The following is a 13,899-nucleotide window of genomic DNA, read 5'->3' on the forward strand; positions in this document are numbered from 1 at the left end:
GTGAATTGCGGCGTCATAGCACCCGAAAGTACTCACGGGTCCTGTTTTCGCGGGGAGTGGTCCTGCCGAACCGGGTGCGGGCGGGTTCAGGGACAATGGTGGTCGTGAGCACCGAGCAGTCCTCCCCGAGGGAGTCCTCAGCAGAGCAGGCGGGCACCGAGCCGACCGCCGCAGAACAGGCGTCCGAGACGCAGACCGGGGCGGCGCAGCAGTCGCCCAAGCGCGGGTCCGGGAAGCTGCTCGGGTTGTTGGGCGGGGTCGCCGTGGTGGCCCTGGGCGTCGACATCCTCACCAAGGTCGCAGTCGTGGCGAACTTGGAGGGCAACCCGCCGGTCGAGCTGTTCGGCGGCCTGCTCTATCTCGACGTGCTGCGCAACCCCGGTGCCGCGTTCTCGCTGGCCACCGGCATGACGTGGCTGCTCGCGCTGCTTGCGATCGCCGTCGTCGGGGTGATCATCTGGCTGGCGCCGAAGCTGCGCTCGCCGGGTTGGGCGGTGGGCCTCGGCCTGGTGCTCGGCGGGGCCTGCGGCAACCTGGTCGACCGGATCTTCCGCGCCCCCGGCCCCCTGCAGGGGCACGTGGTGGACTTCCTGTCGGTGTTCGCCCCGGGTGGCTCGGTGTGGCCGGTGTTCAACGTCGCCGACTCGTGCATCGTCTGCGGCGGCATCCTGGTCGTGCTGATGTCGCTGCTGGGCCGCGACTACGACGGCACGGTGCACCGCAAGAAGAAGGCTTCGAAGTCGTGAGCGACCTCCGAACGCTGCCGGTTCCCGAGGGGCTGGACGGCATGCGGGTGGACGCGGGCCTCTCGAAGCTGCTGGGCCTGTCCCGCAGCGCCGTCGCCTCGCTGGCGGAATCCGGTGACGTGCTCGTCGACGGCAACCCGGCCGGCAAGTCGGACCGGTTGGCCGCCGGGGCGTGGCTGGAGGTGACGCTGCCGCCGGCTCAACAGCCGCTGCAGGTCGTCGCGGTGCCGGTAGAGGGCCTGCGGATCTTGCACCAGGACGACGACATCGTCGTGGTTGACAAGCCGATCGGCGTCGCGGTGCACCCGAGTCCTGGCTGGGAAGGACCGACGGTGGTCGGCGGGCTCGCCGCGGCGGGCGTGCGCATCGCGACTTCCGGGGCCGCCGAGCGGCAGGGCGTCGTGCACCGGCTGGACGCGGGCACCACCGGTGTCATGGTCGTCGCCAAGAGCGAGCACGCGTACTCGGTGCTCAAGCGCGCCTTCAAGGAACGCACCGTCGACAAGCGGTACCACGCCGTGGTGCAGGGGCACCCGGACCCGAGCCGCGGCACCATCGACGCGCCGATCGACCGGCATCCGCGCCACGACTACAAGTTCGCGGTCGTCACCGGCGGCAAGCCCAGCATCACCCACTACGAGACGGTGGAGGCTTTCCGCGCGGCATCGCTGGTGGACGTGAAGCTCGAAACCGGGCGCACGCACCAGATCCGGGTGCACTTCGCGGCGATCAAGCACCCCTGCGTCGGTGACCTGACCTACGGCGCGGACCCGGTGCTGGCCCAGCGGCTCGCCATCACCAGGCAGTGGTTGCACGCGCGCAGCCTCTCGTTCGAGCACCCGTCCGGCGGCTGGGCCACCTTCGAGAGCCAGTACACCGCCGATCTCCAGCACGCGCTGGACGAGCTCCGCGACCAGGACGGTTGAGCCGGGTACGGTGTCGGAAGCCTGTTACGAGCAAGGGAGCTTGATGGCACAGTCGAGATCGTTCGAGGGGTCGGACGAGCCGACGCCGCCCACCGGCATCCCGGTGGTCGACCCGGGAGCCGACGCGCAGACCCCGCCGACCGGTTTCACCAGCCTCGGCGACGTCATCAGCGCGGAGGACATCGGCACGGCGCCGCCGTCGGTGTACGGCGCCCCGGAACCGGAGGGTTCGCGGGGCGACGCGAGGGACTGGCCGAGGCTTGAGTACCGCAGCCGCAACAAGCCGGAACGCCCCAAGCGCAACAACCCGCTGAACTTCTTCCGCCGGGACAAGGACGCGTGAGGGCCGGGGCCCGCCTTACAGCGGCTGTTTGAATGTGGTGGCGCGTGGTCATACATGAGTCGGGGATCCCGGAGTCCAGACGGCGTCTGAGGTTCCGCCACCCGCACCGCCACGCAAAACGAGTTCTACAGCGCTTTGAGCTCTTCGACCACTTCTCGGACCGAGGACTTCGCGTCGCCGAAGAGCATCGTGGTCTTCGGGTCGGTGTAGAGCGGATTGTCCACTCCCGCGAAGCCCGCTCGCATCGAGCGCTTCAGGACGATGACCGCCTTCGCCTGGTCGACGTTGAGGATCGGCATGCCGTAGATCGGCGAGTTCGGGTCGGTTCGGGCCGCCGGGTTGGTGACGTCGTTGGCGCCGATCACCAGCGCGACGTCGGTGCGGGCGAACTCGTCGTTGATCTCGTCCATCTCCTTCAGCTGCTCGTAGGGCACGTCCGCTTCGGCGAGCAGCACGTTCATGTGGCCGGGCATCCGGCCCGCGACCGGGTGGATCGCGTAGTCGACGACGACCCCCTTGTCCGCCAACAACTTCGCCATGTCCTGCACGGCGTGCTGGGCCTGCGCGACCGCCATGCCGTAGCCGGGCACCACGATCACCTGACCCGCGTAGGCGAGCTGGACCGCCACGTCCGCCGCGCTGACCGAGCGCACCGTGCCGCCGCCGGTGACCGCCGGTGCCGCGGCCTCGCCGCCGCCGAACCCACCGGCCACGATCGACGGGATCGACCTGTTCATCGCCTTGGCCATCTGGTCGGTGAGGATCGAACCGGACGCGCCCACCAGCATGCCCGCCACGATCATCGCGGTGTTGCTCAACGCCAGCCCGGCCGCCGCCGCGGACAGCCCGGTGAACGCGTTGAGCAGCGACACCACCACCGGCATGTCGGCCCCGCCGATCGGCAGCACCACCGCGATCCCGGCCAGCCCCGCCAGCACCAGCACCGCCACCAGCAGCAGTTCGGCGCTGCCGCCCAGCCCGATCGCCACGGCGCAGCCGACCGCCCCGGCCAGCAGCAGCACGTTCAGCGGCATCTGCAGGCGGCCGACGGTGATCGGGCGGCCCGGCACGATCTCCTGCAGCTTGCCGAAGGCGACTAGCGAGCCCCAGAACGAGATCGATCCGATGATCGCCGCGAACAGCGTCGCGATCGCCACGTTGGCGGGTTCGCCCTGGAAACCGATGGTCTCCCGGAACTCCACCCACGCGGTCAGCGCCACCGCGCCGCCGCCGACGCCGTTGAACAGCGCGACCATCTGCGGCATCGCGGTCATCTTCACCCGCCGCGCGGCCGGTACCCCGATGACCGTGCCGATCACTAGGCCCAACACGATCAGCCACCAGTTGCTCAGGCCCGGGGTGAGCAGCGTGGCGACGACGGCGACCACCATGCCGGCCGCGGCGATGGCGTTGCCCCGCACCGCGGTGCGCGGGCCGGTCAGCCCCATCAGGCCGTAGATGAACAGCGCGAACGCCAGGATGTAGAGCACCGATCGCAGCGTGATCATTTGCCGGCACCCTTGCGCACCGCGTCCGGCTTCCGCTTGAACATGCCCAGCATCCGGTCGGTGACCAGGAAACCGCCGACCACGTTGATGGTCCCGAACACGATGGCCAGCAGCGCCAGCAGCTGCGACGCAACACTGTCCACACCGGACCCGAGCACCAGCACGCCGCCGAGTAGCACGATGCCGTGGATCGCGTTGGTGCCGGACATCAGCGGGGTGTGCAGCGTGTTCGGCACCTTAGAGATCACCGCGAAGCCGACGAACCCCGCCAGCACCAGAACGGCCAGATCAGCCAGGAACATCGCTCCTCCTCCCGTTCACCTGGAAGTGGTCGGTTGAGGGCCCTCGGGCGGGTGCCCCTCATCTCGTCGTCGAAGGTCATGTCGGGTCCGGTCGGCTGATGCAGGTGGCGGCCAGGATCTCGTCGGTGAAGTCCGGGGCGAAGCGCCCGTCGACGAGCGTCAGCTCCAGTAGCGCCTGGACGTTCCGGGCGTAGAGCTCGCTGGCGTGCTCCGGCATCGCGGCCGGGAGGTTCAGCGGGGCGGCGATGGTGATCTCGTGGCTGACCACGGTGCTGCCGGGCTCGCTGAGCTCGCAGTTGCCGCCGGCCGCCCCCGCGAGGTCGACGATCACGCTGCCCGGCCGCATTCGGCGCACCGCCTCGGCGAGGACCAGCATCGGGGCGGGCCGGCCCGGCACCAGGGCGGTGGTGATCACGACGTCGAAGCCCGCGATCGCCGCGTTGAGGCGGTGGGCCTGCTCGGCGCGCTCGTCGGCCGTCAGCTCCCGGGCGTAGCCGCCCTCGCCGACCGCCGAAACGCCCAGGTCCAGCCACTTCGCGCCCACCGAGCGCACCTGGTCGGCGACCTCCGGTCGCACGTCGTAGCCGGTGGTGCGGGCGCCGAGCCGCTTCGCGGTCGCCAGCGCCTGCAGCCCGGCCACCCCCACGCCGAGCACCAGCGCCGACGCGGGCTTCACGGTGCCCGCCGCGGTGGTCAGCATTGGCAAGAACCGGGTGCACTCGCTCGCCGCCAGCAGCACAGCCCGGTATCCCGAGACGTTGGCCTGGGAGGACAGCGCGTCCATCGACTGGGCCCGGGAGATGCGCGGCACCGACTCCAGCGCGAAGCCCAGCACCCCGGCGGCCAGCAGCCGTCCGGCGATGTCCGGGTCGGTCAACGGCGCCAGGAAGCCGATCAGCGCCGAGCCGCGGGACAGCCGGCCGATCTCCGCTTCGGTCGGCGCGTTCACCTTGACCACGACATCGGCGGACCACGGATCACCGATGGTCGCGCCCGCCTTGACGAACGCTTCGTCCGGGATCAGCGCGGCTTGCCCGGCGCAGGCCTCCACCACGACGCCGAGCCCTCGCGCGCACAGCCGCTCCACCACGCCCGGGACAAGCGCGACCCGGCGTTCGCCGGGCACCGTCTCGCGTGGGACACCGACGCTGGTGCGACCGCTCTCCGGAGAGGTCATGACTCCAGCTCTCCACACCACAGCGCAAATCGCAAGACCACACGCCCGTTCACCCCGGCGGATCACTAGGACAGACGCAAGGCCGTCCCAGAATTACGGGCCGAGCGCCTGGCTTGGACCGCGTTCCACCGTCGGCTGGGCGCCGATTTCGCGCGAAATCGGCGGCACATCGCTGAGCGGGACCGAAGTCGCCGCGTTTGACCGCTCGTCAGAGGTCGGTGATGTCCCAGGTGAGGGTGCGTTGTTCGTCTCCGGGGCGGGGCGTCCAGCGCACCGTCGTGAGCTCGGTGAACTCCGGCAGCACGTACACCGTGTGCCCGCCCGCGGTCTCGCCCGGCTGCACGCCGATGCGGTGCGGGGGACGGGACGACAGCGACACCGGCGCCTTCGACACCGCGGAGCCGTCCTTGGTGATCAGCTCCAGGTACAGGTCGGGCAGCGAGGCGAACGGCGTCGCCCCGCGATTGGTCAGCTCGGTGTGCACGACTACCGCGCGCTCGCCGTCCTGCAGCTCGTAGCCCGCGGCGGTGAACAGGAAGTCGGCCGGGTCCACGACCTCCACGAGGAGGATGGTGATCCGCTCGCCTTCCAGGCCCTCGACGTCCAGTTTGGTGCCCACCTTGCCGCTGCGCACCGGCTGCTGCGGCGGTCCGGGCTGGACGCCCAGCCCCTGCTGGTCGCCGCGCGCCCACGCGGCCGATCCCGGCGGGCCCCAGACGTTCATCGGGTTCGGCGGCCCCGGCGGGGCCGCCTGCTGCTGGAAGGACGTCGGCGGCGGACCCTGCGGGGCGAACGGCTGCGGGCCGCTCGGGCCGCCGTAGGCGGGTCCCGGGTAGGCGCCGCTGGGCATCGGGTAGCCGCCGGTCGGCTGCGGGTAGGGGCCGGACTGCTGCACCGGGTGGGCGCCGGTGCCCGGCGCGGGCACCTGGTACGGCCCGCTGGCCATGCTCTGCTGCGCCGCCCAGTGCTGCGCGGCGGCGACCGCGTTGCGGATGGCCTGCGGATCGCATTCGACGCCGACGATCAGCGGCAGGCCCGTCGTGGACAGGGCAGCAAGACGTGCGGCGACGTCACGCACATCCATGCCGAGCCGACCGGCGATCTCGGGAACCGCCGCACGGCCCATCTCGGCGACGACGCTCAGCAGACGCACGTCCACGGGATCAGGGCCAGCCACGTCGTGCCACGCTACCCGCTCGGGTCTTCCCATGCGTAAACGGCACGTGGTTTTGATCCCGCACGTCCGGCCGCACCGCGCCGGGACGGGCGTCGAGTGGCGGGTCTCACCACGTCTTGCGGGAAACACCGCGCAACGCCGGGGGATTCTCCGATCGCGTCGGGGGCGCGAGTTAGGCTGGCAACTCTCCCAGAGCCTGCCGAAGGAGGACTTCCCCGTGCCTGTCGACCCCTTCGTTCACCTGCATGTGCACACCGAGTACTCGATGCTCGACGGTGCGGCGAAGGTAGGGGCGTTGTTCGCCGAAGCCGAACGGTTGGGCATGCCCGCGGTGGGGATGACCGATCACGGGAACATGTTCGGGGCGGATGAGTTCTACCAGCAGTCCCGTAAGTCGGGAATTAAGCCGATTATCGGGATTGAGGCGTATCTGGCGCCGACGAGCCGGTTTCACAAGAAGCCGGTGTTCTGGGGTGAGGCGAAGCAGCGTGGGACCGATGAGTTCGGTGAGGGTGGTGACGTCTCGGGTGCGGGTGCGTACACGCACATGACTATGGTGGCGCGCAACGCGACCGGTCTGCGCAACCTGTTCACCCTGTCCAGCCGGGCCAGTTTCGAGGGCTATTACCGCAAGCCGCGGATGGACCGCGAGCTGATCAGCGAGTTCTCCGAGGGCATCGTCGCCACCACCGGCTGCCCGTCGGGTGAGGTGCAGACCCGGTTGCGGTTGCGGCAGTTCGACGAGGCGTTGCAGGCGGCGGCGGATTACCGGGACATCTTCGGGGCGGAGAACTTCTTCCTGGAGTTGATGGATCACGGCTTGCGGATCGAGCGGTCGGTGCGGGAGGGTCTGCTGAGGATCTCCCAGGAGCTGGGGCTCAAGCCGCTGGCGACCAACGACAGCCATTACGTCACCGTTGATCAGGCCGACTCGCATGGGGCGTTGCTGTGCGTGCAGTCCGGTAAGACGCTCAGCGACGAGAGCCGGTTCAAGTTCGACGGCGACGGCTACTACCTGAAGTCCGCGGCCGAGATGCGGGAGTACTGGGACCAGGAGGTGCCGGGCGCGGCGGACAGCACCCTGCTGGTCGCGGAGATGGTCGAGTCCTACGAGGACGTGTGGTCGTTTCAGGACCGGATGCCGCGGGTGGCCGATGGCAGTGGCCGCAGTGAGCGTGAGTTGCTGGAGGCCGAGGTCCAGCAGTACCTGCCGACGCGTTATCCGGACGGGCCGAGCGAGGAGTGCCTGGAGCGGATCAAGGTCGAGCTGGACGTGCTGGACACCAAGGGGTATTGCGCGTACTTCCTGGTGGTGGGCGACCTCACCCGGTGGGCGAAGTCGCAGGGCATTCACGTGGGGCCGGGTCGTGGTTCGGCGGCGGGTTCGCTGCTGGCCTACATCCTGCACATCACCAACCTGGATCCGCTGGAGCACGGGTTGATCTTCGAGCGGTTTTTGAACCCGGAGCGTGACTCGCCGCCGGATATCGACCTCGACTTCGACGACCGCCGCCGTGACGAGGTCCTGCAGTATGCGATCAACAAGTACGGCCGGGACAAGGTCGCGCAGGTCATCACCTTCGGCAAGATCAAGACGAAGGCGGCGATCAAGGACTCCGCGCGGGTGCATCACGGCCAGCCGGGGTTCGCCATCGCGGACAAGATCTCCAAGGCGTTGCCGCCGCCGATCGCGGCCAAGGACATCCCGTTGTCGGGGATCGTGGATCCGCAGCACGAGCGTTACGCCGAGGCCGCCGAGGTCCGCAGCCTGATCGAGACCGATCCGGCGGTGTCGCAGATCTTCGACACCGCGCGTGGTCTGGAGGGGCTGATCCGCAATGCCGGTGTGCACGCGTGTGCGGTGATTCTGTCCTCGCAGCCGTTGCTGGGCACGGTGCCGTTGTGGGCGCGGGATGACGGGTCGATCATCACCGGCTGGGACTACCCGTCCTGCGAGGCTATCGGCCTGCTGAAGATGGACTTCCTGGGGCTGTCCAACCTCACCATCCTCGGTGACTCGTTGACGATGGTGAAGGAGAACCACGACCGCGACATCGACCTGTCCAACCTGGCGCTGGACGACAAGACCACCTACGAGATGCTCGCCCGCGGGGAGAGCCTGGGCGTGTTCCAGTTCGAAGGTGGCGGCATGCGGGAGCTGCTCAAACGCCTGCAGCCCACCGAGTTCGGCGACCTGGTGGCGGCCAACGCGCTGTACCGGCCGGGGCCGATGGATGTCAACGCGCACCTCGACTACGCCGACCGCAAGAACGGTCGCAAGGCGATCGAGCCGATCCATCCCGATCTCGAGAACGATCTGCGCGACATCCTCGACGAAACCTACGGCCTGATCGTCTACCAGGAACAGATCATGGCGATCGCGCAGAAGGTGGCCGGTTACAGCCTCGGCCGAGCGGACATCCTGCGCCGCGCGATGGGCAAGAAGAAGAAGTCGGTCCTGGACCAGGAATTCGAGGGCTTCCAGGCCGGTATGCGGGCCAACGGCTACCGCGACGAGGCCATCACCAAGCTCTGGGAGACGGTGCTGCCCTTCGCCGGCTACGCGTTCAACAAGTCGCACGCGGCGGGTTATGCGCTGGTGGCGTACTGGACGGCGTATCTGAAGGCCAACTACCCGGCCGAGTACATGGCCGGGCTGCTGACCTCCAACGGCGACAACAAGGACAAGATGGCGGTCTACCTCGCCGAATGCCGCCGGATGGGCATCAAGGTCCTCTCCCCGGACGTCAACGACTCCCGCGACACCTTCGCCGCCGTCGGCTCCGACATCCGCTTCGGCATGAGCGCGATCCGCAACGTCGGCTCCAACGTCGTCGCCTCGATCGTCAAGACCCGCAAGGAAAAGGGCCGCTACACCTCCTTCACCGACTTCCTCGACAAATCCGAGATCCTGGCCTGCAACAAGCGGGTCATCGAATCACTGATCAAGGCCGGCGCCTTCGACTCCCTGGGCCACACCCGCATGTCCCTGGTCCAGCACCACGAAGCCGCCGTCGATGCCGTGATCGGCCTGAAGCGGCAACAGGCGATGGGACAGTTCGACCTCTTCGGCGCGGACACCTCCGAAGACAGCGCCGACGCCTCACCCCTGGCACACCTGAACTTCACCCACGAGGAATGGCCGCGCAAGCAGCTGCTGTCCTACGAGCGGGAAATGCTGGGCCTCTACGTCTCGGCCCACCCCCTGGACGGCGCGGAACGACTGCTCTCGCCCTACCAGGACACCGGGATCGCCGACCTCGTCGGCGGCGAACGGGAGTTCGGCAACGGCAAAGAACAACTCAAGATCGCTGGCATGATCTCCGGAATCCAACGCCGCATCAACAAAAACGGCCACCCCTGGGCCATCGTCACACTCGAAGACCTCGACGCCAGCGTCGAAGTCCTCTTCTTCCCGAAGTCTTACGAGATGTTCGCCGACTGCCTGGTGGAGGACACCGCGCTGGCGGTCAAGGGCCGCATCAACGAGCGCGAGGGCACGATCAGCGTGTTCGCCTCCGATGCGGTGCCAGTAGACATCTCGGCGGCGGAGACCGACCCGGGCACCGACCCGGCGTTCGTGATCAAGGTGCCGGTGGGCAGGGTCAACCAGTCCCTGGTGGCGGAGCTGAAGCGGACGCTGCAGGCGCACACGGGAGCCACGCCGGTGCAGCTCAAGCTGCAGAGCCCGCGCGGCACGACCCGGCTCGCGTTGTCGAGCGACTACTTCGTGTCCACGGAGAACGGCCTGCAGGGCGAGCTCAAGGGCCTGCTCGGCGCAGGCTGCTTCGAGGTGTACTGACCCCGGCGCGTGAGTGGTTTGGCTGCGGCAGAGGCTGTTTTGGAGGGTTCTGGTTGAAGCGAACGGACCGTTCGCGCCGCCTATCGAGGTGAACAGTCCGTTCGCTTCACCCTGGTTGGATCTTCGCCGTGCGCAGGCGGTCCACCTCGGGTTGGTAGTTGGCGTGGCCGCCGTTGCGGACTGGGCGTTCCGGGAAGCAGCCCGTCCGGTCACACGGTTTCGAAGGTGGCCATCATGCCCATGTCCTCGTGTTCCACGTTGTGGCTGGCGCCGCGACGCCTACCTCTCCGCAGCCGCGCAGCGGTTCCGGGAACACGTCACCGACGCCATCCGAAGCAGCGCCGCCGATGATTCTGCTGGTCGAAGGTGGTGAGTGATTTCGCGTGCCACAGACGTGTCCCAGACGTGCCACAGCGTCCGAAAACGCTCACGGCTCTGGTGGAGTGCGTTGGCTGAGGTAGTTCTCAGATCGGCGTGACAGCTCAATGTGAAAGGTGTTCACTGGAGTCACGGTCAACGCTGCCGAACGCGAAGGAATCCGATGTCCACCACCGAGGCGCACACCGATCTTCCCGTCTTCGACCACGACTTCGTGCAGAACATGCACGCCTGGTTCGACCGGATGCGGGCCGCCACGCCCGTCCAGCGCATGGTCACCGGGCACGGCCTGGAGGTCTGGGTGATCACCCGGTACGACGATGCCCGCGCCGCGCTGGTGGATCCCCGACTGAGCAAGAACAACGCCGGTACGAACGAGGTGATCCAGGCGAAGCTGCCGCCGGACGTGGACCGCCGGGAGTTCGTCGACGGGCTGCTCGAGCACATGCTGAACATGGACCCGCCGGACCACACCCGGCTGCGCAAGCTGGTGGTCAAGGCGTTCACCGCGCGCCGGGTGGAGGGCATGCGCTCGCGCATCGAGGAGATCAGCGCAGGGCTGCTCGACGCGATGGCCGAGGAGTCCGAAGTGGACCTGCTGGACGCGTTCGCCTTCCCGCTGCCGATCCGGGTGATCTCCGAGCTGCTGGGGGTGGACGAGAGCCGCCGGGACGATTTCCGGGCCTGGACCAACGCCCTGGTGGACGCACCGGAGGATTCGGAGCAGGCCGCCAGGGCGATGGCCCAGTACGTGGTCCAGCTCATCGAGACCAAGCGCCGCGACCCGGCCGACGACCTGGTCACCGCGCTGATCGAGGCCACCGAGGACGAGGACCGGCTCAGCGAGCCGGAGCTGGTCTCGATGGTGTTCCTGTTGCTGGTCGCCGGGCACGAGACGACGGTCAACCTGATCGGGAACGGGGTGCTGGCGCTGCTGCGCAACCCCGGCCAGTGGGCGGCGCTCGTGGCGGACCCGGGCATGGTGCCCGCCGCGGTCGAGGAGATGTTGCGCTTTGACGGCCCGGTGATGCACGGGACGTTCCGGCACACCGCCGAACCCGTCGAATACGGCGGCGTGCAGATCCCGGCGGGCGAGATCGTCTGGGTGGGGTTGGCGTCGGCGAACAACGACCCGGACCGCTTCCCCGAGCCGGACCGCTTCGACATCACCCGCGACGCGCACGGGCACCTGGCCTTCGGCCACGGCATCCACTTCTGCCTGGGAGCGCAGCTGGCCCGCCTGGAGGCGCAGATCGCGGTGCGTCACCTGGTCGAGCGTTTCCCGAACCTCCGCGCGGCCGGTTCGCTGGACGACGTGCACTGGCGCTTCAGCACGTTGATCCACGGCCTGCAGAGCCTCCCGGTCCGCCTGCGCTGATTTTCAGGCCCGTTTTGCGTGGCGGCGCAGGTGGCAGAACCTCGGACGCCGTCTGGTCTCCGTCCTACGCAATTTCCATTGAAATCGGAGCTGGCGGATTCAATGGAAATTGCGACCTCCTCGCCGGGAGCCGACGGTGGCGGGGTGGGCTAAGCGGCTGCGCCGCTTAATAGCAAGCTGGCCCAAAGGCAAGAACTCCTCCCCGAGGAGGAGGTTTCGCCCAGGTCCGCGCGGCTACCGTGGTCAGATGCGGATCTCGTGGCCGGACCACCGGCTGGTGCTGGACGGCGTGTTGGCACTGCTGGTCTTCGCGCTGGCGGGCGGCACTTCGCTGGTCGCCATCCGGGGCGCGGTCCCGCTGCTGTGGTACGGGATCCTCGGGGTTTCGGTCGGGCTCACCGCGTGCCTGGTGTTCCGCCGGGTCTGGCCGACCGCGGCGTTCGTCGCGGGTTCGGCCTGCATGCTCGTGCTGGTCGCGTTGCCGGACATGACCGGCGGCGTGTCGCCGGTGCTGCTCCCGTTCTCGCTGGTCTACCCGGTGCTGCTGTACTCGGTCGTCGCCTGCACCGAGTGGTCCGCGCTGCCGGTCCTGTGCGGCCTGCTCGGCGCGGTGATCGTCATGCTGCGCGTCGTCTTCGGGTACCCGGACCCGGCGGTCGACTGGCTCACCGTCGGCGTCCTGGGCGCCGGGGCGGTCGGATCCGTGCTCGCCGCCTGGGCGCTCGGCCGGTACCGGCGGATCAGGGTGGCTTACGTGCGGTCGCTGGAGGAACGCGCGGCGCAGGCGGAGCGGCTGCGGGAGCAGCAGGTGCGTGAGGCCATCTCCGCCGAGCGCCGGCTGATCGCCAGGGAGATCCACGACGTCGCCGCGCATTCGCTGGCCGTCGTGCTGGCGCAGGCCGATACCGCGCGGTTGGTCTTCGACCGCGATCCGGACAAGGCTCGGGCGATGATCGGCACGGCCTTGGAGGTCGGCCGGGAGGCGATGGGCGAGATGCGCAGCATGCTCGGCGTGCTGCGCTCCGGCGACGAGACCGTCGCGACCGGGGGTGACCTCCCGGAGCTGGTCGAGACGTTCCGTGGCGCAGGCGCCGAGGTCGAGCTGGTCAGCACCGGCACCCCGCGGGAGATCAGCACCGCGCAGCGCCACGCCGTCTACCGGATCGTCCAGGAATCCGTCACCAACGCCGTCAAGCACGTCGGCCCAGAGGTCGCCTGCCGGGTCGCCCTGGACTGGGGCGCGGACCGGCTCACCGTGACGGTATCCGATGACGGCCCGGGAACCACGGCGGATCTGGCCGCGCGCGGCGGCTATGGCATCGTCGGGATGGCCGAGCGGATGCGGCAGATCGGAGGCGATTTCGTGGTGCGCAGCGCGCCCGGTGCCGGGACCGCGGTCCGGGCCGAGTTCGGGCTTTCCGCGCGATGACGATCCGAGTCGTCGTCGCCGACGACCAGCAGCTCATCCGGTCCGCGTTGACCACGGTGCTCGGGCTGCACGAGGACCTGGAGTGCGTCGCCGAGGCGGCGACGGGCCGGGAGGCCGTCGAGATTTGCCGGGCGCACCGGGTGGACGTGGTGCTGATGGACATCCGGATGCCCGGCATGGACGGCATCGCCGCCACCGAGCTGATCACCACCGAAGTCCCCGGCACCCGCGTGCTCGTACTGACCACGTTCGACCTGGACGAGAACCTGTTCGCCGCGCTGCTGGCCGGGGCCAGCGGTTTCCTCACCAAGGACACGCCCGGAGAGGACGTCGTCGAGGCGGTCCGAACCGTCCACAAGGGACATTCGATCGTCTCGCCGCGCGCTACGAGCAGCCTCCTGGAGCTCGCCCGCCGGTCGTCGCCCCGCCGGAAGGGGCCCGGGTGGGAGGGGCCCGGGTGGGAGGGGCCCGGGTGGGAGGCGCTGACCGGCCGGGAACGCGACGTGCTCGTCTCGCTGGCGCGGGGCTCCTCCAACGCCGAGATCGGCGCAGAGCTGCACCTCGCGGAGACGACGGTGAAGACCCACGTCGGCAGCATCCTGCGCAAGCTCGCGGTCCGCGACCGGCTGCACGCGGTTATCTGGGCGTACGAGAACGGCGTGGTCTGAGTCTCTTCTCCTCCTTGGGGAGGAGGAAGTCGGTCCGTCGCGGAGGAGGTCGGCCACCGGTGCGG

General features: G+C 69.0%; 11 protein-coding genes. 7 read left to right on the forward strand and 4 right to left on the reverse strand.

Features of this window, described 5'->3' with window-relative positions; translation table 11 throughout:
- Positions 1–95: 95 nt before the first annotated feature.
- From lspA to DL519_RS39060, 3 genes are read left to right on the forward strand one after another with little or no spacing between them, the layout of a single operon-like run.
- Positions 96–746 (forward strand): signal peptidase II, encoded by a 651-nt coding sequence (gene lspA / locus DL519_RS39050; protein WP_190822344.1) that lies wholly within the window; start codon positions 96–98, stop codon positions 744–746.
- Positions 747–787: 41 nt separating this feature from the next.
- A complete protein-coding gene (locus DL519_RS39055; protein WP_190824488.1) occupies positions 788–1,672 on the forward strand; it encodes an RluA family pseudouridine synthase in 885 nt (294 codons plus the stop codon).
- 43 nt (positions 1,673–1,715) lie between these two features.
- Positions 1,716–2,015, forward strand: a complete 300-nt coding sequence (locus tag DL519_RS39060; RefSeq protein WP_190822346.1) for a hypothetical protein — start codon at positions 1,716–1,718, stop codon at positions 2,013–2,015.
- A 125-nt stretch (positions 2,016–2,140) separates the two neighbouring features.
- Here DL519_RS39060 and DL519_RS39065 read toward each other — a convergent pair whose 3' ends face one another.
- The 4 genes from DL519_RS39065 to DL519_RS39080 form a co-directional block, all read right to left on the reverse strand.
- A complete protein-coding gene (locus tag DL519_RS39065) occupies positions 2,141–3,523 on the reverse strand; it encodes an NAD(P)(+) transhydrogenase (Re/Si-specific) subunit beta (RefSeq protein ID WP_190822348.1) in 1,383 nt (460 codons plus the stop codon).
- The gene (locus DL519_RS39070; protein ID WP_168584787.1) at positions 3,520–3,825 is read right to left on the reverse strand and encodes an NAD(P) transhydrogenase subunit alpha; all 306 of its coding nucleotides are present in this window, start codon (positions 3,823–3,825) and stop codon (positions 3,520–3,522) included. Before DL519_RS39070 ends, DL519_RS39065 begins: the two co-directional genes overlap by 4 nt.
- A 76-nt stretch (positions 3,826–3,901) precedes the next feature.
- Complete coding sequence (locus DL519_RS39075) at positions 3,902–5,002, reverse strand: NAD(P) transhydrogenase subunit alpha (RefSeq protein WP_190822350.1); 1,101 nt, start codon at positions 5,000–5,002, stop codon at positions 3,902–3,904.
- Between the two features lie 208 nt (positions 5,003–5,210).
- Complete coding sequence (locus DL519_RS39080) at positions 5,211–6,179, reverse strand: AsnC family protein (RefSeq protein ID WP_223840042.1); 969 nt, start codon at positions 6,177–6,179, stop codon at positions 5,211–5,213.
- 217 nt (positions 6,180–6,396) lie between these two features.
- Here DL519_RS39080 and dnaE point away from each other — a divergent pair, with 217 nt between their 5' ends.
- From dnaE to DL519_RS39100, 4 genes are all read left to right on the forward strand, one after another.
- Positions 6,397–9,981 (forward strand): DNA polymerase III subunit alpha, encoded by a 3,585-nt coding sequence (gene dnaE, locus DL519_RS39085; RefSeq protein ID WP_190822354.1) that lies wholly within the window; start codon positions 6,397–6,399, stop codon positions 9,979–9,981.
- A 541-nt stretch (positions 9,982–10,522) separates the two neighbouring features.
- Positions 10,523–11,737: a cytochrome P450 family protein gene (locus DL519_RS39090; protein WP_190822356.1), complete on the forward strand. Its 1,215-nt coding sequence runs from the start codon at positions 10,523–10,525 to the stop codon at positions 11,735–11,737.
- Positions 11,738–11,984: 247 nt separating this feature from the next.
- A complete protein-coding gene (locus DL519_RS39095) occupies positions 11,985–13,166 on the forward strand; it encodes a sensor histidine kinase (RefSeq protein WP_190822358.1) in 1,182 nt (393 codons plus the stop codon).
- Entirely contained in the window at positions 13,163–13,834 is a 672-nt protein-coding gene (locus DL519_RS39100; protein WP_190822360.1) for a response regulator transcription factor, read from the forward strand. The genes DL519_RS39095 and DL519_RS39100 overlap by 4 nt, the downstream gene beginning before the upstream one ends.
- Positions 13,835–13,899 lie beyond the last annotated feature (65 nt).

The sequence above is a fragment of the Saccharopolyspora pogona genome (genome assembly GCF_014697215.1).
GTDB lineage: Bacteria > Actinomycetota > Actinomycetes > Mycobacteriales > Pseudonocardiaceae > Saccharopolyspora > Saccharopolyspora hattusasensis.

Coding starts and splice junctions, on each gene's coding strand:
- lspA (WP_190822344.1), top strand. CDS start 96: ATGGTGGTCGTGAGCACCGAGCAGTCCTCCCCGAGGGAGTCCTCAGCA.
- DL519_RS39055 (WP_190824488.1), top strand. CDS start 788: ATGCGGGTGGACGCGGGCCTCTCGAAGCTGCTGGGCCTGTCCCGCAGC.
- DL519_RS39060 (WP_190822346.1), top strand. CDS start 1,716: ATGGCACAGTCGAGATCGTTCGAGGGGTCGGACGAGCCGACGCCGCCC.
- DL519_RS39065 (WP_190822348.1), bottom strand. CDS start 3,523: ATGATCACGCTGCGATCGGTGCTCTACATCCTGGCGTTCGCGCTGTTC.
- DL519_RS39070 (WP_168584787.1), bottom strand. CDS start 3,825: ATGTTCCTGGCTGATCTGGCCGTTCTGGTGCTGGCGGGGTTCGTCGGC.
- DL519_RS39075 (WP_190822350.1), bottom strand. CDS start 5,002: ATGACCTCTCCGGAGAGCGGTCGCACCAGCGTCGGTGTCCCACGCGAG.
- DL519_RS39090 (WP_190822356.1), top strand. CDS start 10,523: ATGTCCACCACCGAGGCGCACACCGATCTTCCCGTCTTCGACCACGAC.
- DL519_RS39095 (WP_190822358.1), top strand. CDS start 11,985: ATGCGGATCTCGTGGCCGGACCACCGGCTGGTGCTGGACGGCGTGTTG.
- DL519_RS39100 (WP_190822360.1), top strand. CDS start 13,163: ATGACGATCCGAGTCGTCGTCGCCGACGACCAGCAGCTCATCCGGTCC.